Annotated in this window: 18 protein-coding genes and 2 pseudogenes; 9 read left to right on the top strand and 11 right to left on the bottom strand. The window is 70.3% G+C overall.

The genetic code is table 11. From position 1 onward, the window contains the following. Positions 1-52: 52 nt before the first annotated feature. Positions 53-1,405: a M14 family metallopeptidase gene (locus AB0O67_RS07215; RefSeq protein ID WP_365447077.1), complete on the top strand. Its 1,353-nt coding sequence runs from the start codon at positions 53-55 to the stop codon at positions 1,403-1,405. A gap of 24 nt (positions 1,406-1,429) precedes the next feature. Here the strand turns inward: AB0O67_RS07215 and AB0O67_RS07210 are convergent, their stop codons facing one another. The 6 genes and pseudogenes from AB0O67_RS07210 to AB0O67_RS07185 all read right to left on the bottom strand — a co-directional run bounded on the left by AB0O67_RS07210 (position 1,430) and on the right by AB0O67_RS07185 (position 6,629). Next, positions 1,430-1,984 (bottom strand): hypothetical protein, encoded by a 555-nt coding sequence (locus tag AB0O67_RS07210; RefSeq protein WP_365447075.1) that lies wholly within the window; start codon positions 1,982-1,984, stop codon positions 1,430-1,432. Positions 1,985-2,017: 33 nt separating this feature from the next. Then, positions 2,018-2,182, bottom strand: a pseudogene (locus tag AB0O67_RS07205) (ATPase); the annotation flags it as partial. Between the two features lie 198 nt (positions 2,183-2,380). After that, on the bottom strand, positions 2,381-3,856 hold the full coding sequence (locus AB0O67_RS07200) for a gluconate:H+ symporter (RefSeq protein WP_365447073.1): 1,476 nt from the start codon (positions 3,854-3,856) through the stop codon (positions 2,381-2,383). A 153-nt stretch (positions 3,857-4,009) separates the two neighbouring features. Further along, positions 4,010-4,420 (bottom strand): RidA family protein, encoded by a 411-nt coding sequence (locus AB0O67_RS07195; protein WP_365447071.1) that lies wholly within the window; start codon positions 4,418-4,420, stop codon positions 4,010-4,012. Then, positions 4,417-5,178 (bottom strand): IclR family transcriptional regulator, encoded by a 762-nt coding sequence (locus tag AB0O67_RS07190; protein ID WP_365447069.1) that lies wholly within the window; start codon positions 5,176-5,178, stop codon positions 4,417-4,419. Before AB0O67_RS07190 ends, AB0O67_RS07195 begins: the two co-directional genes overlap by 4 nt. Beyond that, positions 5,175-6,629 carry a sugar kinase gene (locus tag AB0O67_RS07185; RefSeq protein WP_365447067.1) on the bottom strand — a complete coding sequence of 485 codons (1,455 nt, stop codon included), beginning with the start codon at positions 6,627-6,629 and terminating at the stop codon, positions 5,175-5,177. The genes AB0O67_RS07190 and AB0O67_RS07185 overlap by 4 nt, the downstream gene beginning before the upstream one ends. A 138-nt stretch (positions 6,630-6,767) precedes the next feature. Here AB0O67_RS07185 and AB0O67_RS07180 point away from each other — a divergent pair, with 138 nt between their 5' ends. The 5 genes and pseudogenes from AB0O67_RS07180 to AB0O67_RS07160 form a co-directional block, all read left to right on the top strand. After that, positions 6,768-8,054, top strand: coding sequence for an amino acid deaminase (locus tag AB0O67_RS07180; RefSeq protein WP_365447065.1), 1,287 nt, complete (start codon positions 6,768-6,770; stop codon positions 8,052-8,054). A 10-nt stretch (positions 8,055-8,064) separates the two neighbouring features. Next, a complete protein-coding gene (locus AB0O67_RS07175) occupies positions 8,065-9,681 on the top strand; it encodes a D-aminoacylase (protein ID WP_365447063.1) in 1,617 nt (538 codons plus the stop codon). A 251-nt stretch (positions 9,682-9,932) separates the two neighbouring features. Then, positions 9,933-11,144, top strand: coding sequence for a pyridoxal phosphate-dependent aminotransferase (locus tag AB0O67_RS07170; protein ID WP_365447061.1), 1,212 nt, complete (start codon positions 9,933-9,935; stop codon positions 11,142-11,144). 101 nt (positions 11,145-11,245) lie between these two features. Further along, the gene (locus tag AB0O67_RS07165; protein ID WP_365447059.1) at positions 11,246-11,662 is read left to right on the top strand and encodes a hypothetical protein; all 417 of its coding nucleotides are present in this window, start codon (positions 11,246-11,248) and stop codon (positions 11,660-11,662) included. Positions 11,663-11,919: 257 nt separating this feature from the next. Next, positions 11,920-12,474 (top strand): annotated as a pseudogene (locus tag AB0O67_RS07160) (hypothetical protein); the annotation flags it as partial. A 139-nt stretch (positions 12,475-12,613) separates the two neighbouring features. Here the strand turns inward: AB0O67_RS07160 and AB0O67_RS07155 are convergent. Then, complete coding sequence (locus AB0O67_RS07155) at positions 12,614-14,452, bottom strand: phosphoenolpyruvate carboxykinase (GTP) (RefSeq protein WP_365447057.1); 1,839 nt, start codon at positions 14,450-14,452, stop codon at positions 12,614-12,616. A gap of 326 nt (positions 14,453-14,778) precedes the next feature. On the opposite strand from AB0O67_RS07155, the gene AB0O67_RS07150 reads away from it, so the two are divergent. The 3 genes from AB0O67_RS07150 to AB0O67_RS07140 all read left to right on the top strand — a co-directional run bounded on the left by AB0O67_RS07150 (position 14,779) and on the right by AB0O67_RS07140 (position 16,999). Then, positions 14,779-15,492, top strand: coding sequence for a hemolysin III family protein (locus tag AB0O67_RS07150; protein WP_365447055.1), 714 nt, complete (start codon positions 14,779-14,781; stop codon positions 15,490-15,492). A 103-nt stretch (positions 15,493-15,595) separates the two neighbouring features. Continuing rightward, on the top strand, positions 15,596-16,234 hold the full coding sequence (locus AB0O67_RS07145) for a TetR family transcriptional regulator (protein ID WP_365447053.1): 639 nt from the start codon (positions 15,596-15,598) through the stop codon (positions 16,232-16,234). A gap of 33 nt (positions 16,235-16,267) precedes the next feature. Next, positions 16,268-16,999 carry a Mut7-C RNAse domain-containing protein gene (locus AB0O67_RS07140; protein ID WP_365447051.1) on the top strand — a complete coding sequence of 244 codons (732 nt, stop codon included), beginning with the start codon at positions 16,268-16,270 and terminating at the stop codon, positions 16,997-16,999. Here AB0O67_RS07140 and AB0O67_RS07135 read toward each other — a convergent pair. From AB0O67_RS07135 to AB0O67_RS07120, 4 genes are read right to left on the bottom strand one after another with little or no spacing between them, the layout of a single operon-like run. Next, complete coding sequence (locus AB0O67_RS07135; RefSeq protein ID WP_365447049.1) at positions 16,996-19,398, bottom strand: galactose oxidase-like domain-containing protein; 2,403 nt, start codon at positions 19,396-19,398, stop codon at positions 16,996-16,998. The genes AB0O67_RS07140 and AB0O67_RS07135 overlap by 4 nt on opposite strands. Further along, entirely contained in the window at positions 19,395-20,597 is a 1,203-nt protein-coding gene (locus AB0O67_RS07130) for a glycosyltransferase family 2 protein (protein WP_365447047.1), read from the bottom strand. Before AB0O67_RS07130 ends, AB0O67_RS07135 begins: the two co-directional genes overlap by 4 nt. Continuing rightward, positions 20,594-22,243 (bottom strand): phospholipid carrier-dependent glycosyltransferase, encoded by a 1,650-nt coding sequence (locus AB0O67_RS07125; protein ID WP_365447045.1) that lies wholly within the window; start codon positions 22,241-22,243, stop codon positions 20,594-20,596. The genes AB0O67_RS07130 and AB0O67_RS07125 overlap by 4 nt, the downstream gene beginning before the upstream one ends. After that, complete coding sequence (locus AB0O67_RS07120; RefSeq protein ID WP_365447043.1) at positions 22,240-23,502, bottom strand: glycosyltransferase; 1,263 nt, start codon at positions 23,500-23,502, stop codon at positions 22,240-22,242. Before AB0O67_RS07120 ends, AB0O67_RS07125 begins: the two co-directional genes overlap by 4 nt. Between the last annotated feature and the right edge of the window lie 124 nt (positions 23,503-23,626).

Raw genomic sequence — 23,626 nt, 5'->3', positions numbered from 1 at the left:
CACTCCCCCACTTCCGGAGAATCCGGAACTCCTGGAGATCCAAGGAGACTTCATGCGACTTCGTATCCGCGGCTCAGGCGTTGGAAGCGACAGACGCACCGCCGCGCTCGCCACCCTGCTGGCCCTCGCTCTCGCGGCCCCGCTCTCGTCGTCGGCCTCCGACGCCACGGCCGACAGCGCGGGCAGGGCGGCGGCCTCGGTGGACGACATCCGCCAGTACGAGATCCACACGCACTCGACCGCCGAGGACCGCACGGCGATCCAGCGGACGGGCGTGAGCGTGGACGACGCCGACGACCACACCGTCGTCGTCTCCGGCCGCGCGGACCAGATCAAGAAGCTGCGCTCGCTCGGCTACGAGATCACCCCGCTCGGCGCCGTCCCCGATCGCTCGGCCGGCGAGGACGACGTCCGGCTCTTCGACTTCCCGTCCGCCGACTCCCGCTACCACAACCACGCGGAGATGACGAGCGAGATCAACTCCGTCGTCGCGGCGAACCCGGGCATCGTCAGCCAGCGCGTGATCGGCACGTCGTACCAGGGCCGGAACATCGTCGCCGTCAAGATCAGTGACAACGTCGGCACGGACGAGGCCGAGCCCGAGGTGCTGTTCACCCACCACCAGCACGCCCGTGAGCACCTCACCGTCGAGATGGCGCTGTATCTGCTGCGCGAGCTGACGTCCGACTACGGCACGGACTCCCGCGTGACCGACATGGTGAACAACCGGGAGATCTGGATCGTCCCCGACCTCAACCCGGACGGCGGCGAGTACGACATCGCCTCCGGCTCGTACCGGTCGTGGCGCAAGAACCGGCAGCCCAACTCCGGTTCGTCGGCGATCGGTACGGACCTGAACCGGAACTGGAACTACCGGTGGGGCTGCTGCGGTGGCTCGTCCGGCTCGCCGTCCTCCGAGACGTACCGCGGCGCGGCGGCCGAGTCGGCGCCAGAGGTGAAGGTCGTGGCCAACTTCGTACGCAGCCGTGTGGTGGGCGGGAGGCAGCAGATCAGGGCCGGGATCGACTTCCACACGTACAGCGAGCTGGTGCTCTGGCCGTTCGGGTACACGTACTCCGACACGACCACGGGGATGACGGCGGACGACCGGAACGCGTTCGCCACGGTGGGCCAGAAGATGGCCGCGAGCAACGGCTACACGCCTGAGCAGGCCAGCGACCTGTACATCACGGACGGGTCGATCGACGACTATCTGTGGGGCTCGCAGAAGATCTTCGCGTACACCTTCGAGATGTATCCGCGTGGGTCCTCCGGGGGTGGGTTCTACCCGCCCGACGAGGTGATCGAGCGGGAGACCTCACGGAACCGGGACGCGGTGTTGCAGTTGCTGGAGAACTCGGACTGCATGTACCGGTCGATCGGGAAGGAAGCCCAGTACTGCTAGCCCAGTACTACTAGCCCAGTACCGCTAGTCGCCGTCCTCGGCGTCCGCTTCGAAGTAGGCGTCGAGGACCTCGTCCAGCTGTTCGTCCCAGTGCTTGTGCTGGGACTTCGACTTGGCCTCGATCTCGATCGGGTACCAGCGGCGCTCCGGCGTGTGCACGGTCACCGTGAACCGCTTGCCGAAGCGCGGGGACTCCGTCTCGATCGCGCCGATCTCGTCCCAGCGGAACTCACAGCTTTCTTCGTCGAGGCTGAGGCGTACGCCCTTGGCGTCGGCGACGACGCGGGCCCGGCGGTCGGCGGCCTCGAACACGGGGCCGCCGGACACCTCCGCGACCTCGGCGTCCTCCGCCTCCGCGACCTCGGCGTCCTCCGCGTCTTCCGCGGCCTCGGGCTCCTCGGGGTCCGCCGGTGCGGAGGCCTCCTCGGCGGCCTCCTCCTCGACCGGGGCCGCGTCCTCGGGCTCGGCGGCCTTCTCCGGGCCGGTGAGCCCGGGGATGTGGGCCGGGTTCACCCCGGCGTCCAGGGGCTGACTGCTCGTACCTATGCGCTGCTCCACAGCGGGCAGTATGGCGGACATCGCTGTGCCATGGGGCGCCGGGGGCGGATGAGGTCACTCGTCCATGCCGACGATCCTCCGTGACGGAGTGGCCGCGCCCGGCGCCGCGGTCGGCACCGCACGGCCGGCCGGCACCGCCCGCTCCCGGCCCCACGCGCGGATCTCCTCGATCTGCTCGGGGTTGACCCGGCTCAGCGGCACCGTGTTGGCGAAGGTGTCCAGAACGAACGACGGCTCCCGTGATCGAGCGGGTGAGGCGGCGGCGACGGCATGACGATCGGCATCGCACCGCCCCGTGCCCCACACAAGCCCGTTCCGCCCTTCCATTGCAGCGCACGGCCCGGTCGCGAACGGGGCGCAAACAGGGCGCGTCCAGGGCCGGACACGGCCCTGGACGCGCCCCTCGCACAGCACCGTCTACACGAAGAGGCTGAGCACCGCCGCCGCCACGAACCCGGCGACCGACAGCACCGACTCCAGCACCGTCCACGTCTTCAGCGTGTCCCGCTCGCTGATGCCGAAGTACTTGGCGACGATCCAGAAGCCGCCGTCGTTGACGTGCGAGGCGAAGATGGAACCCGCGGAGATGGCCATGATGACCAGGGCCACGAACGCCTGCGAGTGGTCGCCCTCCGCCAGCAGCGGGGCCACGATGCCCGCCGTCGTCACGATCGCCACCGTCGCCGAGCCCTGGGCGACCCGCAGGACGAGCGAGATCAGGTACGACAGGACGATCACCGGCAGGCCGACGTCGTTGAAGGTGTCCGACAGGGCCTGCGCCACGCCGCTCGCCTTGAGGACGGCGCCGAAGACGCCGCCCGCGCCGACCACCAGCAGGATGTTGCCGACGGGCTTCAGCGACGAGGTGGACACCGTCTCCAGCGACTTGCGCGACCAGCCGCGCCGGATGCCGAGCAGGTAGTACGCCAGCAGCAGCGCGATGGTGAGGGCCACGAACGGGTGGCCGAAGAACTCGATCACCGAGCGCGGGGTGGAGGGATCCAGCGCGATGGAGGAGAAGGTGGCCGCGAGGATCAGGACCAGCGGCGTGCCGATGATGGTGAGGACGGTGCCGAGGGCGACCGGCGCCTCACGGGGCTCCGTGCCGCCCGCACGCTGCTCGTCGAGCACGGCGCGCCTGGCCTCCTCCGCCGCCTCGGCCATGTCCTGCGGGACCGGCACGAAGATCCGGCGGCCGATCCACGCCGAGTACGCCCAGGCGGCCAGTACGGCGGGGAGGCCGCAGACGATGCCCATGAGGATGACCCAGCCGAGGTCGACGTGGAGCAGACCGGCGGCGGCGACGGGACCCGGGTGCGGGGGCAGGAAGGCGTGGGTCATCGACAGGCCGGCCAGCAGCGGCAGGCAGTAGAGCAGCACCGACCTGCCGGAGCGCTTGGCGGCCGCGTACACGAGCGGCGCCAGGACGAAGATGCCGACGTCGAAGAAGACCGGGATGCCGAAGATCAGGCCGGTGAGGCCCATGGCGAGGGGGGCGCGCTTCTCGCCGAAGAGGCCCAGCAGGCGCGAGGCCAGCACCTCGGCGCCGCCGCTGACTTCGAGGATCGCGCCGAGCATGGTGCCCAGGCCGATGATGATCGCGACATGGCCGAGGATGCCGCCCATGCCGGACTCGATGGTGGAGACGGCGTCGGACTTCTGGACGGTGCCGAAGAGTTCGGTCACCGACAGGCCCGCCATCAGGCCGACGGCGATGGAGACCGCGAGGAGGGCGACGAACGGCTGGAGGCGGACCTTGATGATCAGGAAGAGCAGCAGTGCGATGCCGATCGCGGCGACGGTCAGGAGGCCTGCCGTGCCGTCGACGAGGAGGAGCAGCCCGCCCGTGTGGGGTGGGGTCTCGGGGGCCGGCGCGGCGGATATGTAGGACATGCGGAGGTCCTCTGCGTAAACACATGGTGCTTTCGGGCATGGGGGATCACGGCACGGCGCCCAAGGGGAGAGGGCGCCGTGCCGTGACGGCAATCGGTGTGCGCGTGATCGAGGGGGCTGAACGGGCCAGGAGACCTGAGGGTCTGTCAGGTGTCAGCCCAGGACGGCGAGGGCGTCGATCTCGACGAGGAGGCCGGCGGGCAGTCCGACGTAGACGGTGGTCCGTGCGGCCGGCGGCTGGGTGAGGCCCTGCTCCTCGAAGTAGGCGTTGTAGATCGCGTTCATCTCCGCGAAGTGGTCCACGTCCGTCAGATAGACGCGGATCATCATCGCGTCGTCCCAGGAGGCGCCGCCCTCCTCCAGGATCGCCTTGACGTTGGCGAGCGTCTGGAGGGTCTGCTCACGCAGCGTCGGGCCGGCCGGCGTCGGGGGCTGCCCCTCGACCGCGGGCAGGAAGCCCACCTGGCCGGCGACCTGGAGGATGTTGCCCTTCTTCACGCCGTGGGAGAACTTCGCGGGCGGGGTGGTGTGGGTCTTGGGGGTGAGGGCGGTCTTCTCGGTCATGCCAGCTCTTTCGTCGGGGTCCTGCCGGAGTACTCGCCGCTGATGGCGTCCGCCGTGCGGCGGACCAGCGGGAGCAGGGTGAGGAGTTCGTCGCCGGTGACGACGACGTTGGGCGCCGAGACCGACATCGCGGCGACGACCCGGCCGTCCGCGCCGCGGATCGGTGCGGCGACGCAGTTGATGGACTCCTCGTGGCCACCGAGGTCGGTGGCCCAGCCCTGTTCGCGCACCTTGGCCAGTTCCCGGAGGAAGGCCTCGGGGTTCGGTGTCGAACGGGCCGTGTACATGGGGTAGTCGAGCTTCTCCGCGAGGGCGCGGCGCTCGTGCTCGGGGAGGTCGGCGAGCAGCAGCTTGGCGACGGCGGCGACCGTGATGGCGACGGGTTTGCCGATCCGCGAGTACATCCGCACCGGGTAGCGGCTCTCGACCTTGTCGATGTAGAGGACCTCGTTCTCCTCGTACACCGCGAGGTGCACGGTGTGCCCGCACTGCTCGTTCAGCCGGACGAGGTGGGGGTGGCCGATCTCGCGGATGTCGAGGTTCTCCATCGCCTCCTGGGCGAGGGCGAAGAGGCGGGCGCCGAGGCGGTAGCGCTGGTCGGACTGGCGGTAGACGAAGCCGTGCTCGTGCAGGGTGCGCAGGAGGCGGAGCGCGGTGGACTTGTGCACGCCGAGCCGGTCGGCAACCTGCCCGAGGTCGGCGGGGCCCTCCGCGAGCAGCGGCAGGATGCTCAGCGCGCGGTCGACGGTCTGACTCATGGCGTACGTCCCTCCTCGGGGGCCCGATCAACGGCGTGCGTCCAGCCGGGGCCGAGTCGAAGTGTCCCCCACGCGTCGTCGTCCAGGGCCGCGAGCCGGTCGGCGTGGTCCCGCGTCGGAGGGGTGGCGAGGTCGCCGGGGACGGTGAGGGCGGCGGCGGCCATGAGATGCCCGTGCCGCAGCCGGTCCCGGGTGGGCAGGTCGCGCAGGGTGGCGGAGAGGAACCCGGCGGCAAAGGCGTCCCCGGCCCCCACCGCGGCCGCGACGACGACCGCGGGCGCGGGCACGAAGGTGACTGCGCTGCCCCGGCCCGGCGCCGTGGCCGGGGCAGCGCCGGACGCATGGCCCGGCCCCGACTGGGTGACGCCCGCGTCCACCGGCGGCGTCCCGGCGGCACCACCGCCCGTGGCAGACGAACCCGGCCACCCGCCCACGTCACCCGCGCACCCCGACACCACCGCTTCCCCCGAGTCGCCCGCGCGCCCCGGCACCACCGCTCCACCGGAGTGGCCCGCGCACCCCGACACCACCGCTCCGCCCCCGTCGTCGGCACGCACCACCGCCCCGCCCGAGTCGCCCGCGCGCCCCCACACCGTCGCCCCCGCCGCCCCGTCCCGCACGGCGCCCGGCTTCGGTGCCGGGGCCGGGGCCGGCTCGGTCGTGTGGGGCGGGGGCGGCGGGACGTCGGCCCCGGCCGCTCGTGGTGCGGTGTGCTCGAAGGCCGTCGCCCCGCGTGCCCCGTCCTTCACCACCAGGACAGCCGGCTCAGGCAGCAGCGCGCGGATCGCCGCCGCGCCGCCCGTCACGCCCCAGGCCTCCTCCGCCTCGTCCTCCCCGACGAACACGATGTCCGCGCGCCGCGCCAGTTCCAGCAGGACCCGGGCCCCGTCGGCGTCCCGCCACAGACCGGGCCGGTGGTTCACGTCGAAGGAGATCAGCGGGCGCCCCGCCGTGGGGGCGGTCAGTTCGCGCAGCAGGCGCAGGCAGTCCGCCGACAGCGCGGCCGTGATGCCGGAGAGGTGGAGGACGCGTGCGGCCCGGATCGCCGCCATGTCGACGTTCTCCACGGTCATGGCGGACGCCGCCGAACCGGCCCGGTAGTACGCCACCTCGTGGCCGTCACCGGCCCGGTCCCCCGCCGTACGGAAGTACACGCCGGTCGGACGCGCCGAATCCCGCCGGACCACCGACACGTCGACGCCGTACGCCCCGATCGCCTCGACCAGGTGGTCGCCGAAGCCGTCCTCGCCGACCCTGCTGACCCATCGCGTCACGTGTCCGGCCGCCGCCAGCACGCAGGCCACGTTGGACTCGGCGCCGCCGATGCCGCGTTCGAAGGACGGAACGTCGGCGAGGCGCCCTGGACGCGAGGGCAGGAACGTGACCATGGACTCGCCGAGCGCGACGACGTCCACGACGTCGGGGGCGGTGCAAGGGCCGTTGGCGGTCACGATGGTCAGGGCTCCTCGTCGACGTCGCGGGTCGCGGCGGCTCCGTTGACCCCGCGTTGGCCGAGATGTTAGACAGCAGTAAGCGACATACGCAATGGACGTTGCATTCAGCGCAACGCACCAGATCAGGGAGGCTCCATGGCCCTCGACCCCGGCGGCACCGCCACCGAAGCGCTCGCCGCCCTCGCCGAGGAACGCGTCGACCACCGCTTCAAGGGCCTCCCGCCCGACGCCGACGGACTGACCGTGGCGGACCTCGCCGCCCAGCGCCGCAACCTCTTCACCGGCGGCTTCAGCACCCCGGTCCTCGCCCTCTCCGCCGAGCACCTGGAGCACAACCTCCGGCTCATGGCGACGTACACCGAGCGCCACGGCCTCGCGTTCGCCCCGCACGGCAAGACCACGATGGCGCCGCAGCTCTTCCAGCGGCAGATCGACAACGGCGCCTGGGGCATCACGCTCGCCGTGCCGCACCAGGTCCGGGTGGCGCGGGCGTTCGGAATCCGGCGGATCTTCCTGGCGAACGAGCTGGTGGACGCGGCGGCCCTGCGCTGGATCGCCGCCGAGCTGACCGGCGACCCTTCCTTCGCCTTCGTCTGTTACGTCGACTCCGTACGCGGCGTCGAGCTGATGGACGCGGCACTGCGCGGCACGCGACGCCCCGTGGACGTCGTCGTCGAGCTGGCCGCCGGTGACGGCGCCCGCACCGGCGTGCGCACCGAGGCGGAGTGCGCCGAGGTCGCCGACGCGGTGGCGGCCGCACCGGCCCTGCGTCTGGTCGGCGTCGCGGGCTACGAGGGCGAGGTGCCGGACGCGAACCCCGAGCGGGTGCACGCGTGGCTGCGCCGGCTGGTGGCGCTGGCCGCGGACTTCGACAAGGCGGGACGCTTCCAGGGGCTGGACGAGATTGTGGTCAGCGCGGGCGGCAGCGCGTGGTTCGACGCGGTGGCGGACGTGTTCGCGGAGATCCCCGGCCTCAGCGCACCGGTACTGAAGCTGCTGCGTTCCGGCGCGTACGTCTCGCACGACGACGGCCACTACCGCAAGCTGACCCCCTTCAACCGGATCTCGCGGGAGGGCGCCCTGGAGCCCGCGTTCCGGCTGTGGGCACAGGTGGTGTCGCGACCGTCGGCGGAGCAGGCCTTCGTCAACGCCGGCAAGCGGGACGCGGCCTACGACCTGGACCTGCCCTTCGCGCAGGTCGTCCGCCGGGACGGCACCGAGCGCCCGGCGACCGGCGTGGAGGTCACCGCACTGTCCGACCAGCACGCCTGGCTGCGCACCGCCCCGGAGACGGACCTGCGCGTCGGTGACTGGCTGGGCATGGGGCTGTCCCATCCGTGCACGTCGTTCGACAAGTGGCAGCTGATCCCGGTGGCCGAGGCCGACGGCACGGTCGTCGACTACGTCCGCACGTTCTTCTAGGAGGCCCGGCATGGCAGACCTCGTCATCCGTGACGCGGACGTCGTCGACGGCACCGGCGCACCCGCGTATCGCGCCGATGTGGTGGTGGACGACGGCCGGATCGTCTCGATCGTCAAGGAAGCGGCGGCGGCGGGCTGCCAGCGCCCCACCGCGACCAGGGAGTTGGACGCGGAGGGCCTCGTCCTGTCCCCCGGCTTCGTCGACATGCACGCCCACAGCGACCTCGCCCTGCTGCGCGACCCCGACCACAGCGCGAAGGCCGCACAGGGCGTGACCCTCGAAGTGATCGGGCAGGACGGGCTGTCGTACGCCCCCGTCGACGACCGCACGCTCGCCGAGGTCCGCCGCGCCATCACCGGCTGGAACGGACACGGCGACGACATCGACTTCGACTGGCGCTCGGTCGGCGAGTACCTGGACCGGCTGGACCGGGGCATCGCGGTCAACGCGGCCTATCTGATCCCCCAGGGCACGGTCCGCGCGCTGGCCGTCGGCTGGGAGGACCGGGAGGCCACGCCCAAGGAGCTGGACCGGATGCGCCGGCTCGTGGCGGAGGGCCTGGAGCAGGGCGCGGTCGGCATGTCGTCCGGGCTCACCTACACGCCCGGCATGTACGCCGCGGACGCCGAACTGACCGAGCTGTGCCGGGTGGTGGCGGAGTACGGCGGCTACTACTGCCCGCACCACCGCTCCTACGGGGCCGGGGCCCTTCAGGCGTACGAGGAGATGGTCGCCCTGACCCGGGAGGCCGGCTGTCCGCTGCACCTCGCCCACGCCACCATGAACTTCGGCGTCAACAAGGGCCGCGCGCCCGAGCTGCTGTCCCTGCTGGACGACGCGCTCGCCGCCGGTGCGGACATCAGCCTGGACACCTATCCCTACACCCCCGGCTGCACGACGCTGGTGGCGCTGCTGCCGAGCTGGGCGAGCGAGGGCGGGCCGGACGCGATCCTGCGACGGCTGACGGACGACGCGACGGCCGAGCGGATCCGCCACGACCTGGAGGTCGTCGGCGCGGACGGCTGTCACGGCGTACCGGTCGAGTGGGAGACGATCGAGATCTCCGGGGTGACCGACCCGGCCCTGGAGGCGTATGTCGGCCGTACCGTCGAGGACTCGGCGGCCCTGCGCGGCGAGGCCCCCTGGGTCATCGCGCGCCGGCTGCTGGTCGAGGACCGGCTCGGGCCGACGATCCTCCAGCACGTCGGCCACGAGGAGAACGTCCAGGCGATCATGCGGCACCGGGTGCACACGGGCGGCTCGGACGGCATCCTCCAGGGCGCCAAGCCGCACCCGCGCGCGTACGGCACGTTCCCGCACTACCTCGGCAGGTATGTGCGGGAGCTGGGGGTCCTGTCGCTGGAGGAGTGCGTGGCCCGGCTGACGGGGCGCCCGGCGGCTCGGCTGCGGCTGCCCGACCGGGGTGTGGTCCGCGAGGGGTACCGGGCCGACCTGGTGCTCTTCGACGCGGTCACGGTCGCGGCGGGCTCCACCTTCGACCAGCCGCGCAAGCTCCCGACGGGTATCCCGCACGTGCTGGTCGACGGCCGTTTCGTGATCGAGGACGGCCGGCGGACGGACGTGCTGGCGGGGCGGGCCGTCCGCCGGACGCCCGCCCTCGGCTGAGTCACGGCTCGGGCAGGGCGCACCCGCCCGCGTAAGGGTCCAGCTTGTCGTCGATGCCGAAGCAGGCGGCGAGCAGCGTCGTCTCCGACGGAGACGTCCGTGTCGGTCATCGTCGAGTACGCGATCACCCTGCCTTGCCATGCCCATTTTCAACACGGAAGAGTGAAGGAACAAGGAGGCGTCCATCCCTTTCGTCTCATGTGGCGGAAAGCACGAGCCGTGACGCGTTACGCGGCCGTAAGCTCCCAGACATGCAGGTGATCCAGTCGACGAAGCTCGCCAACGTCTGTTACGAGATCCGGGGGCCGGTACTCGAAGAGGCGATGCGCCTGGAGGCGGCAGGCCACCGCATCCTGAAGCTGAACACCGGCAACCCGGCCGCCTTCGGCTTCGAATGCCCGCCGGAGATCCTGGAGGACATCCTCCGCAACGTCTCGTCGGCCCATGGCTACGGCGACGCCAAGGGCCTGCTCGCCGCGCGCCGGGCGGTCGTCATGCACAACCAGACCCTCGGCATCGAGACGGACGTCGAGCACGTCTTCATCGGCAACGGCGTCTCCGAGCTGATCACCATGGCCATGCAGGGCCTCCTGGACGACGGCGACGAGGTCCTCGTACCGGCGCCGGACTACCCGCTGTGGACGGCCGCCGTGTCGCTGTCCGGCGGTACCGCCGTCCACTACCGCTGCGACGAGCAGTCCGACTGGATGCCGGACCTCGCCGACGTCGAGCGCAAGGTCAGCGACCGCACCAAGGCGATCGTGATCATCAACCCGAACAACCCGACCGGCGCGGTCTACGACCAGGCGGTGCTCAAGGGCCTGACCGACATCGCCCGCCGCCACAACCTGCTGGTCTGCTCGGACGAGATCTACGACAAGATCCTTTACGACGACGCCACGCACTTCCCGACGGCCGCGGTCGCCCCCGACCTGCTCACCCTCACCTTCAACGGCATGTCGAAGGCGTACCGGGTGGCCGGCTACCGGGTCGGCTGGATGTCGATCTCCGGCCCCCGCGCGCACGCGGACTCCTACATCGAGGGTCTGACGATCCTGGCGAACATGCGCCTGTGCGCGAACATGCCGGGCCAGCACGGCGTGGTCGCCGCACTGAGCGGACGCCAGTCGGTCAACGACCTGGTGCTGCCGGGCGGCCGTCTGCGGGAGCAGATGGAGGTCGCCCACGAGATGCTGACGCAGATCCCGGGCGTGACGTGTGTGCGCCCCAAGGGCGCCCTGTACCTCTTCCCCCGCCTCGACCCCAAGATCTTCAAGGTCAAGGACGACCGCCGGATGGTGTTGGACCTGCTCCGGCGCGAGAAGATCATGGTCGTGCACGGCACGGGTTTCAACTGGCCGGAACCGGATCACTTCCGGGTCGTCACGCTGCCCACGGTCGTGGACCTGCGGGACGCGATCGACCGGATCGGCAGGTTCCTGGACGGCTACAGCCAGCCCTGACGCTCACGCTGCGGATACGCGGCCGCCTCATTTGTGAACGAGCTCAACTTTAGACGAAATCCAAGGTAGGATGGCTTCTGCCAAGCACAGGAGGCCATCCCATGTACGAACCGATCCGCGCCAAGTCGGTCCACACGATGGCCGACGCCCCCTCCGACTTCCCTCACCGGTCTCGTGAGGAAGAGCTGGACATCCAGCTCGCCGGGCACCTCGCCGCACTGCTCGCCGTCACCGACGAGTTGCGCGCGCTGGCCCCTTCGGCCGACCTGGACACCGCTGCGGTACGGCTCGCGGAGCAGGTGGCCCGCCTGCGGGGAGGCAGTACGCCGGCCCGCACGACGGCGACGGCGACCGCCGAGCCGCATCTCGCCGCACTGCACCGGCGCGCCCACACCCTCGCCGGCCGGGCGCTGGTGGTCGCCGCGTCCCGGGCGGACACGGCGGTGGCGATCCTCACGGCCGAGCGGATGGACGCGCACGCGGCCGTGCTCGAACCTCGCGAGCTAGCCGCCCACTGAGCCCTTCCGGGCCCTCGACCGGCCCCGGTCCGCGTGCACCCGCAGCGACGCGCGGACCGGGTGCCACACACAGCGTCGGCCTTCGCCGACGCTGTTCGCCGTAGGACGCCTTGACGTCCTGCGGCCTTCCGGACTGGGTGGCTTGTCGCACAGTTCCCGGCGCCCCCTCACGGCGTTGCCGTGCCGGGACTGGTAAGTCACCCGTCGTTCACCCTGGACGCCGGGGAACGTCGGGTTCCGGGAGCACGCTCCCCGGCGTGAGACGAATCTCAGGGATTGTCCTCGCGGTGTTGCTGATCGGCGGCGTGGTGGCCGCTGTCGTGGCGGGCCGGGACAACGGGGACCAGGGCACGGCAACGAAGACCGTGCGTGGCGTGGTCGGGTCGGAGAAGGCGGAGTTCTTCGCCGATCCCCAGGTGGTGGACGCCCTTGCCGCCAAGGGCTACACCGTGAAGGCGGAGCCGTCCGGTTCGTGGGCCATGGAGGAGCTGGACCTCAAGGGCTACGACTTCGCCTTCCCGTCCAGCAAGGCGCCCGCCGACTCGCTCGCCGCCAAGTACAGGGCGCAGCAGCCGCTGCCGCGCCCCTTCTACTCGCCCCTCGTCGTCGTCGCCCACCGAGGCGCCGCCGAGGTGCTCCGGGCCAACGGGCTGGCCACGCTCGACGAGCCCCACCGCGGCACGCTGAAGATGGGCGCCTATCTCGACGCCGCCCGGGACGATCGCACCTGGCAGCAGCTCAAGGGGGCTAGCGAGTATGGGGAGTTGAGCGGCACGCTCTACATCGCCAGTACCGACCCCGTCACCCCCAACTAACAGGGGGCCGTGACAGCCAACGGCGAAGGCCGCGCACCCCGTTGTGCGCGGCCTTCACACCTGTCACCGCGGTCGGCCGTGACGATATTGCTGGTCAGGGCACGATCGGAGCCGGCCGCGGCGTCCTTGGGGGCGCTCAGCCCAGCCGCTGCACCAGCGCCCGGTACTCGTCCCACAGCTCCTTCGGCGTGTGGTCGCCGAAGGTGTTCAGGTGGTCGGGGACGAGCCCGGCCTCCTCGCGCCACACTTCCTTGTCCACGGTGAGCAGGAAGTCCAGGTCCTCGTCGGCCATGTCCAGGCCGTCGGTGTCCAGGGCGGCCCTGGTCGGCAGGACGCCGATCGGCGTCTCGACGCCCTCGGCCCTGCCCTCCAGGCGCTCCACGATCCACTTCAGGACGCGGCTGTTCTCACCGAAGCCGGGCCAGACGAACTTGCCCTCGTCGTTCTTGCGGAACCAGTTGACGTAGTAGATCTTCGGGAGCTTCGCCTGGTCCTTGTCCTTGGCGACATTGATCCAGTGGCCCATGTAGTCGCCCATGTTGTAGCCGCAGAACGGCAGCATCGCGAACGGGTCGCGGCGCAGCTCGCCCACCTTGCCCTCGGCGGCGGCGGTCTTCTCACTGGCCACGTTGGCACCCAGGAAGACGCCGTGGTTCCAGTCGAAGGACTCCGTCACCAGCGGTACGGCGGTGGCGCGGCGCCCGCCGAAGAGGATCGCGGAGATCGGCACGCCCTTGGGGTCCTCCCACTCGGGCGCGATGATCGGGCACTGCGCGGCCGGGACCGTGAAGCGGGCGTTGGGGTGGGCGGCGGGCGTGCCGGACTCCGGCGTCCAGTCGTTGCCCTTCCAGTCCGTCAGGTGGGCCGGGGTCTCCTCCGTCATGCCCTCCCACCAGACGTCGTTGTCGTCGGTGAGGGCGACGTTGGTGAAGACGGAGTTGCCCCACAGCGTCTTCATCGCGTTGGCGTTGGTGTGCTCACCGGTGCCGGGCGCGACGCCGAAGAAGCCGGCCTCGGGGTTGATGGCGTACAGCCGCCCGTCCTCGCCGAAGCGCATCCAGGCGATGTCGTCGCCGATCGTCTCGACCGTCCAGCCGGAGATCGTGGGCTCCAGCATGGCGAGGTTGGTCTTGCCGCAGGCGGACGGGAAGGCGGCGGCGACGTACTTGGGCTCAGCCCGGCCGGAAGCAAAGGGGGGCGGGGTGAGCTTGAGGACCAGCATGTGCTCGGCCAGCCAGCCCTCGTCACGGGCCATCACGGAGGCGATGCGCAGGGCGTAGCACTTCTTGCCGAGCAGGGCGTTGCCGCCGTAGCCGGAGCCGTAGGACCAGATCTCGCGGGACTCCGGGAAGTGGGAGATGTACTTGGTGCTGTTGCACGGCCAGGGCACGTCCTGCTCGCCGGCCTCCAGCGGCGCTCCGAGCGTGTGCACGGCACGCACGAAGAAGCCGTCGGAGCCGAGCTCGTCCAGGACGGGCTGTCCCATGCGGGTCATGGTGCGCATGGAGACGGCCACGTAGGCGGAGTCGGTGATCTCGACGCCGATCGCGGACAGGTCGGAACCGAGCGGGCCCATGCAGAACGGGACGACGTACATCGTCCGGCCGCGCATCGAGCCGCGGAAGACGCCCTTGTCACCGGCGAAGATCTCCCGCATCTCGGCGGGGTCCTTCCAGTGGTTGGTCGGGCCGGCGTCCTCCTCCTTCTCGGGGCAGATGAAGGTCCGGTCCTCGACGCGGGCGACGTCCGTCGGGTCGGAGGCCGCGTAGTAGGAGTTGGGGCGCTTGATCGGGTCGAGTTTGCGGAAGGTGCCCTTCTCGACGAGCTCCCCGCACAGGCGCTCGTACTCGGCCTCGGATCCGTCACACCAGACCACGCTGTCCGGCTCGGTCAGTTCGGCGATCTCGTTCACCCAGGAGATCAGTTCCTGGTGGTTGGTCGGGATGACGGGGGGAGCCGCGATGTCGCGCGCCACGATCGCTCCTAAATGAGGGATTTTTTTGTCTGTCTGCCCCGTGGGGGCCGCGACCCGGATGCTTCGCTTACTCCCTTTGGCGCTCATCCGGTGCCGACCGCACTCATTTGATCATCCGAGGTGTCCGCCCATTTGTCCAGAGGGCCGCCCACCTGAGCGGCGTGAGGAACGCCACCACCTCCATGTTCCCTCTCGTTTCTTTACGCGCACGTTGAGTTCGGATGACCGACCCTTGAGGGGTGCGGAATCCAACTGCCGTGAGATGATGGCCACTCCCGTGGGTGACCCGATTCGTAACCTACGGTTCCGTAGGTACGATGCGAGCCATGACTCCGTCCGCCTCCGACACGCCCTCGGACAAGCCGGTCGCCGACCGGATCTCCGAAGCGCTCTCCCTGCCGCATCCGATCAAGCCCAAGCTCCGCGGCTGGCTGCACCTCGGCATGTTCCCGGCGGTGGTGGTCGCGGGCCTGACACTGACCGCCCTCGCGGACTCGCCGCGCGGCCGCGTCGCCTGCGGGATCTACGCCTTCACGGCCTGCCTGCTGTTCGGCGTGAGCGCCCTCTACCACCGGGGCACGTGGAGCCCGCGGATGGACGGCGTACTGCGCCGCCTGGACCACTCCAACATCTTCCTGATCATCGCCGGCACCTACACCCCGCTGACCCTGCTGCTCCTGCCGGGCAGCAAGGGACGCTGGCTGCTGTGGGGCATCTGGGCCGCGGCGCTCGCGGGCATCGTCTTCCGCGTCTTCTGGGTCGGCGCCCCGCGCTGGCTCTACACGCCCTGCTACATCGCGATGGGCTGGGCGGCGGTCTTCTTCCTGCCCGACTTCATGCGCACCGGCGGTATCGCCGTCCTGGTCCTCGTCATCGTCGGCGGCCTGCTCTACAGCGCGGGCGGCGTCGTCTACGGCTTCAAGCGGCCGAACCCCTCACCCCGCTGGTTCGGCTTCCACGAGGTGTTCCACTCGCTCACGCTGGCGGCCTTCGTCGTGCACTACGTGGGGATCTCGCTAGTGGCCTACCAGCACTCGTAGGCGGTCCGGATCCCTGAGCCCAGCATGTGACAGCGACTGCCCTCTGGCAGTCGCTGCCATTTCAAGCCGATGTCATTTGATGGGGCTGCCCCGACGGCGGACAATGACCCCCATGATGGCAGCTCACCCCATCAGCCCCGCCGAACGCTCCCGGCCGGGACTCCGGGAGCGGAAGAAGATCAGGACCCGCGAGGCGATCCGCTCCGCGACGTACGAACTGATCGAGGAGCGGGGGTACGACGCCACGACGATCGAGCAGATCGCCGACCGCGCCGAGGTGTCGCCGTCGACCGTCCTGCGCTACTTCCCCGCCAAGGAGGACATCGTCCTCACGGACGAGCTCTGCCCCCTGCTACTGGCGCAGTTCCGGGCCCGCCCGGCGGACGAGCCCTGGCTGGACTCCCTGCGGAATGTCCTGCGCCGAGCGATCGACCACGGCATCGGCGAGCGGCCCGAGGTCACCCGGCTGCGCTGCCGGCTGATGGCGGAGGTCCCCGCGGTGCGCTCCCGGATGCTGGAGAACCTGGCGGGGACGGGGCACCTGCTCGGCGCCGCCATCGGCGAGCGCGCCGGACGGGACCCGGAGAGCCTGGAGGTGCGTGTCCTGACGACCTCCCTGCTCGCCGCCCTGACGGAGGTGGCCCAGTACTGGGCGCGCACCGGCTTCCGCGACGACCCGGCCGATCTGGCCGATCGCGCCCTGGCCGTCTACGACCCGGACCTCGGCGCCGAAAACCCCTGAGGCAGGCGCTTCCTCCCGTGGGATGCTGATCAGGTGAACCGACCCGAGATCCACGTCGAATTCGCCGCCGGACTGCGCTTGTTCGTACCGAACGGCCGGCGCCGCGGCGCCACCCCGGTCAGCACGGACGGGGTCTCGACGCTCGGCCATGTCGTCGAGTCGCTCGGCGTCCCGCTCACCGAGGTGGGCGCGCTCGTCGTCGACGGCCGCACAGTGCCGCCGGCCCACGTCCCGAAGGACGGCGAGACGGTCACCGTCCGCGCCGTCCGGCGCCCGCAGCAGATCGCGGGCGCCCCGCTGCGGTTCCTCCTCGACGTCCACCTCGGCACCCTCGCCCGCCGGCTGCGCCTGCTCGGAGTCGACACGGCCTACGAGTCCACGGACATCGGCGACCCGGCGCTCGCCGCCCGCTCGGCAGCCGAACGCCGCGTCATGCTCAGCCGCGACCGCGGCCTGCTGCGCCGCCGCGAGCTGTGGGCCGGCGCCTACGTGTACAGCACCAGCCCCGAGGACCAACTCCGCGACATCCTCGACCGGTTCTCCCCCGAGCTGCGCCCCTGGACCCGGTGCACCGCCTGCAACGGCCTGCTGCGGGAGGCCACCAAGCAAGAGGTGGCCGAGCAGCTCAAGGGCGGAACGCACCGGTCGTACGACGTCTTCGCGCAGTGCCGCGAGTGCGGGCGGGCGTACTGGAAGGGCGCGCACCACGAGCAGCTGGTGGCCATCGTGGAGCGCGCCCTCACCGAGTTCCCGAGCCGCGGCTAGCGCCGGCGCACATCACCCTTTCCGCAGGCCACGCCGTCCCGGTCGGGGTCGAGGCGCAGCGGGTCGTCCTTTCCGTTGACCTTCAGCCGGCCGTAGTCGTGCTGCTTCAGCCAGGTGCAGCGGGCCACCGTGGTCCTCTTCACCTCCGCCGGGAAGGCGGTCGGCACGCAGACGTTCGCGGAGCCGTAGTGGCGGTCGCAGCCGGCGACCGTGGCGGGGACCTTCTGCGAGGCCCGCTTCTTGCCGGGCCTGGTCACCTTGCCGGACAGGTCGTCAGCAAAGGAGTGCACGTGCGCGGAGGCGTCCGTCGCCCTCATGGCCTGCGGGCCCGACAGGTGCACCCACTTGGCGACCGACGGCACGCCGTTCGCGTCGACCGCGAAGAGCATGTACCAGCCGGGCGGAGCCATGTTGGGGTTGCTCGTCACGTTGAGGTCGATGTTGTCGCCGTCCACGCTCAGCGGCAGGTCCACGAACCGCTGGTTCGGGTCGGACGAGTGCGTCACCGCCGCCGGGCGGATCAGCTCGGCCTTGGCGATGGGCCGGTCGACCGTGATGCGCTGGGTGTCGCCGTAGGTCCACTGGGTGTCGATCACCGAAGTGATCGACGGGCGCTCGCCGTTGAGCAGGTACGGCGGGGTGTAGATGGACACGTTGTGGTTCCAGGTGCCGTTGCCCGGGTTGTCGCCGGTGGTCATCACCCGGCCGTCGGGCAGCAGGAACGCCGAGGAGTGGTAGCCGCGGGCCTCGGGGTCGGCGGCCACCGGGTCGAACGTGTTGGTGGCCGGGTCGTAGATCGACGTCTCGAAGACCGGGTTGGCACGGTTGTGCAGCGCGCCGCCGGTCTCCAGGACCTTGCCGTCCGGCAGCAGCACCGCGGAGACGTACATCTTGCCCTGGTTGCCCGTCTGCGGGACGGGCCCGTTGCCGAGGTCGACGGTGCCCTGCGGGATGGGCGGGCCGGCGACGTACGCCGGGTTCGGCTGCTTGAGGTCGATGACGTCGGTCAGCCGGTTCGCCACCGGGTTGGAGTCGATGTTGCCGCCGCCCAGGGTGAGCACCTTCTGGTCCTGCGCCGGGGGCAGCAGCACGCTCGCCGACTGGTCCCGCTCGTCCTTGTTCTGCAGGCCGGGCACCTGGGTGACGGTGTTGGCGCCGTAGTCGTAGATCGCGGAGCCGGTGCCGGGGATGTTGTTGCCGAAGACATGGCTGCCCGAGTAGAAGAGGCGGCCGTCCTGCATCAGGATCATCGACGGGTACAGACCCCAGTAGGACCAGGTCTGGTTGACCTTCCACAGCGGCTGCCACTGCTGCTCGTCGTCGGACCACAGCTCGGCGGTCACCGAGCCGGTCGAGTCCTCCCGCAGCCCGCCGAAGGAGATGACGTCACCGTTGCCGAGGATCGTCGCCGACGGGTACCAGTGCCCGTCGTTCATGTCGTTCGTCTTGATGTACGACTCGGTCGCGGGGTCGAAGATGTACGAGTCCTTGTACCCCTGGTAGCCGACCGTGCCGTCCGCCGACGGGTAGCCCTTGTTGCCGCTCATGATCAGCACCCGGCCGTCGGACAACTGCACGTGACCGGCGCAGAACATGTCGTCCGGCGTGGGCACGACCTTGTAGTTGCCGGTCTGCGGGTCGTAGACCGCGGAGGTGAACGTGCCCGCCTCGAACATGTCGGTGTCGTTGCCGGAGCCCGCGATCAGCAGCACCTTGCCGTTGTGCAGCACCACGGAGTGCATCGAGCGCACCGGGTTCTGCACCGGCAGCACCTCCCACCTGCCGTTGGCGCACTCCTGCGGCGTGCCCGTGCACTCCGGCTCCGGGACCGGCTCGGCGACCTGCTCCATCGTGTAGTCGTCGGTGGTCACGGAGCCGGTGCCGTAGACGGAGACACCCCAGGAGATCCGGTCCGTGCCCGCCGGGACCTCCGGCGTACGCACCGTGGCCTCGGTCCAGGGGCCCGCCATCTCCAGCGTCTTCAGGTCGGTCCAGTACTGCCAGCCGGCGGTGGCGTCGTGCCGGAACAGCGTGATGTTGGCGTCCGGCGTGGTCGACTTGTACCAGAGGCCCAGGTCGTACTGCTTGCCCGGCGTGACGACCGGCGCGCAGGTGGCGGACTCGGTGATCAGGGCCTTGCGGTCGCCCTCGACCCGCCGCGTGAGCGTGACCTTCATGGCCTTGCTGCCGGTGTGGGCGTCGGCCACCGTCTCGAAGGCGAAGTCGTTGTCGCCCCAGCCCGACTTCGACCAGCAGTACGGCATGTCGACGGTGCCCGCCGTCTCGAAGCCGGGGTTCTTGATGAGGTTGGCGGCGGACGCGGGCTGGGGTGCCGTCAGAAGCAGCCCGCCGGTGAGGCCCGCGACGGCCAGCAGTGCGGTTCTGCGTCTTGATCTCATGTGGTGCTCCTTGCTGTGCGGCTCCGTTTTCCGTGGCGGCCTGGACGGCGCGGGAGATACACCAGCGCTTCGGTCCCCACGAAGCGCAGGACGAAGGTGATGACGAGCGCCAGCGCGGTGGCAGGGAGCGCGCCCATCCCGAACGTGGCGACCAGCAGCGCGATCAGCGGGATACGTACCAGCAGGTCGGCGTTGGCGAGCAGGGCGAACCGCGCCGTGCGGTCGGCCCAGTGCCGGAACTGCCGCCGCTCACGGAACAGCAGCTTCTCGATGAGCAGGAAGTTCCAGGCCACGCCGAGCTGGTTGGCGAGAATCTCGGCGGGCAGGTAGTGCATCCCGGCCGCGGTGAGCGCCCACAGTCCGGCGAGGTTCGGCACGAAGCCGGTCAGCCCGATCAGCCCGAAGACGATCATGCGGGCGAGCGGGGAGGCCGTGCGCAGCCCGACCAGGTGCCGCAGGAAGCGCATCCCCTCCTGCGCGGTCGACTTGGACTCCCCGGCGAAGCGGTCCTGAAAGACGAACGGGACCTCGGTGACCCCACGGGGGCGGCTGCGCACCGCGAGTTCGAGGAGGATCTTGTAGCCGAGCGGCTGGAGGACGTCGGCGGTGACCGCGCTGCGGCGGATGGCGAAGAATCCGCTCATCGGGTCGCTGATGCCGTGCAGCCTGCGCGGGAACAGCGACTTCGTCAGCCAGGTCGCCACCCGTGAGACGGCCACGCGGTAGCTGCCGGCGAGTCCGGCGCGGCTGCCTCCCTTGATGTAGCGGGAGGCGACGACCAGTCCGGCGTTCGCCCGCTCCCCCGTCGCGACCAGCTCCGGCACCAGTGAGGGCGGATGCTGGCAGTCGCCGTCCATGACGACGATCCAGTCGGACCCGGCCGCCTTCATGCCCTCGACCACCGCACCGCCGAGCCCGCCCACGGGCTCCTCGCGGTGCAGCACGGTCACCGGAAAGGGACAGTCCTGGGCGGCCTTGTGGATCACCTCCGGGGTGTCGTCCGTGGAGTCGTCCACGAACACGACCTCGCAGGGCAGCCGGGACGGCACCGACTCGGTGATCTGGTGCAGCAGTTCACGGATGTTGGCGGACTCGTTGAAGGTCGGTACGACGATGGTGACGGCGCCCGGCTCGGGCACCTCGGCGGCGTACGCCGCCGGATCCCCGAGCTCGCCGGGGACCACTGACTCGTGGCTCATCGGTCGCCTCCCGTCCCGGCACCCTGGATCCGCCGGATCTCGATCCGGTCCTCACCGGCGCCGAACACGGCGACCGGCGTCGAGTGGTCCATCGCGGCCTTGACGTTCGGCAGGTCGACCGCGTCGCGGCGTACCGTCGGCGAGGCGACCACGTAGTCGAGATCGCGCCAGCCGTTCGGCATGGTCTTGGTGACGGCCGGGTCGAGGTCGGCCTTGTAGAACCAGATGACGCCGAGCCCGGGCCGGTAGCCCTGGTGCACGAGGTCCAGCCAGAGGGCGTCGTCGACGAGGACGCGGGTGTCCTCGGGGTCCTCGACCTCGGCGGCCAGCCACTTGGAGGCGGCCCGGTAGGGGGCGTTGGCGTCGGCGGTCATGGCGGTGCGGTCGCCTTCGTACCAGCGCGGTACGACGTACGCGCCCGCGGCGAGCGCGAGAACGACGGCGAGCGCGTACCGCCCACCCGTCAGGTACTTCGTCTCGCCCGCCCGGCGCCACCGCCGCAGCACCGCGTGGGCGACGGAAGCCGTGCCCCCGGCGAGCACCAGGGCGAGGAACGGCAGCGCCTGGATGATGTACATGGCCGGCAGATAGCCCGGCCGCAGCGCCATGCCGGCGAGGATCGCCACGGCCAGCGCGGGCCCGGCGAGCGCCCGCGCGGTCACCGACCAGCGCCACGTGGCCAGGAGCAGCAGCGCGCCGGCGAGCCCGCCGAGAGGCAGCACGCGGTCGTAGTACAGCCAGGACTGGAGCACGCCGTAGGAGCCGGTGCCGGGTTCGAGGATGAACCCGGAGCCGGGGCGGCTCATCTGGTAGACGATGCCGTCCCACAGCGAGACATGCCCACTGCCCGGCAGCAACTCGCCCTTCAGCAGCGCGAAGAGGGGGTACGAGATCCCCAGCAGCACACACGCGGTGATCGCGCCGGTGATCGCGAACTTGCGGGTGTCGCGATGGCTGTGCCGCCACATGGTGATCAGCACGGCCGGCAGCACGAGCAGCATCGTCTCCTTGGTGAGCACCGCGGCCGCGGCCGCCATGCCCGCCCCGAAGTGGTGCCACAGATGACGGCTCGGGGACGCGGCGAGGGTGAACGCGAGCAGCGTCCACATCACGGCGATGTTGTCCAGGAAGATTTCGCGCTGCAGGACCACCGACAGCGGGGAGAGCCCGAACAGCGCCATCGCGAGCCCGGCCGCCCAGCGGGGCAGCGACAGGCGGCGCGCGAGGACGTACACGAGGACCGCGCTGATCGCGCTGATCAGCAGCATCATGACGCGCATCGAGCCGACGGTCATCGACTCGGGCGCGAAGTACGCGGGAATCCAGGTCAGCACGGCGATCTGGATCCAGCCGAACGGGGGGTGGTCGTACCAGTAGGTGTAGTGGGCCAGGCCCCGGCCCTCCTGCACGGCCCAGGCCTGCGCGAGGTAGGTGCCCTCGTCGTCGCTGAGGGTCGGGTAGTCGGCGATGTTCCAGCCCTGCACGACCAGGATCGCCACGAGCAGCAGACCGCACACGATGAGGTCGAGGCGGGAGGAACGGAGTCTCTTGGGTGGCTTTGCCCGGTGTGTCGCACCGGATCTGGGCACAGCTGTCCGCTGCGCGGGGACCTTGACTCCGGTCGCCGCGGGAAGTGTGGAGGTCACGCAGGAACGTCCTCTCGGTTCACGTGCGCGAGATGTGCGCCGACGTGGCTGGTCAACTCCCAGTCGTTACGGCCGCGTTGTTCACGCCACACTGCGCGGACAGCGGCTCCGGCGAGGAGCACCTGGTAGAAGGGCCCGCCGATGATCAGCTTCAGGTAGTGCACCAGACGGACCCGGAGCCCGTACTGCTTGCCGAAGTCGTGCAGCCCGACGAGCTCGAACACGAAGGTGACGAGCGCGGTGACGGCCGGCAGGAAGGTGATGAAGGCGACGCCGACCGGCACGTCGAGGAAGAGGGCGATGGCCACGTTGAGCGGAATGATCACGCCGGAGATCGCCTGGAGGTACGGCGTCATCAGGGTGTAGCGGGCGAGCAGCCGCTGACGGAAGCCGGGCAGCTGCTTCCAGTCCTTCTTCCGGTAGACCTGGAGGAAGCCCTGGTTCCAGCGGGTGCGCTGCTTGAGCAGGGACATCAGACTGCCGGGGGTCTCCTCACGGGTGACCATGTCGGAGTCGTAGGCGACGACGACCTTCTTGCCGACGCTGGACAGCCGCACGCCCAGATCGCAGTCCTCGGCCAGGCAGTTGGGGTCCCAGCCGTCGGCCTCGCGCAGCACCTCGGTGCGGACGAAGACCGTGTTGCCGCCGAGCGGGATGAACCCCTTCTGGGCGTGCAGATGAAGCCTGGAGCGGAACCAGAAGAAGTACTCCAGGCAGTTGCGCAGGCTGTACCAGCTGGAGTGGAAGTTGATCAGCTGCACCCCGCCCTGGACCACGTCCGCGCCGGTGGACCGGAACGCGTGGTCGACATGGGCGAGCAGTTGGGGGTGCACCTGATCCTCGGCGTCGAAGACCCCTACGACATTGCCGCGGCAGTGCGGCAGCGCCGTGTTCATGGCCTTCGGCTTGTTCTTCTTCTCGTGGGTGTCGACGACGACCCGCACGCGCGGGTCACGGGCCTCCGCCCGCCGGGCCACCTCGGTGGTCTCCGGGTCGTCGTGCCCGACGATGACGATGATCTCGAAGTCGGTGTGGGTGGACTCCAGCAGGCGCTGGATGGTGTGGTCCAGTACGGCCTGCTCGTGCCGCGCCGGAAGCAGCAGCGAGAACGACACGTGCTCGGCGCCGTCCGGCCGGCTGAAACGGGTGGAGGCAAGCACTTCGGGCGTACGCCACGCGTGCATCTGCCACCACAGAGTGAAGGCCGCCATCCAGAACAGGGCAAGCGAAACGGCGGCGATGAAGACAGACGTCAGCAAAAGATCCCCCCAGATCTTCAAAATCCCCCCAGGCGCGGCGGAGCAGTTCGTCCGCCGCGGCACTGTGGAGAGAGTAGGGGGGAACTGTGAAGCGCGGTAGCTGTTCCGATAAATAGCTTGTTTC

The organism is Streptomyces sp. NPDC086077, from assembly GCF_040686175.1.
GTDB lineage: Bacteria > Actinomycetota > Actinomycetes > Streptomycetales > Streptomycetaceae > Streptomyces.
Note: the sequence above shows the minus strand (reverse complement) of the source record. Positions and strands in the feature narration are given on the sequence as shown.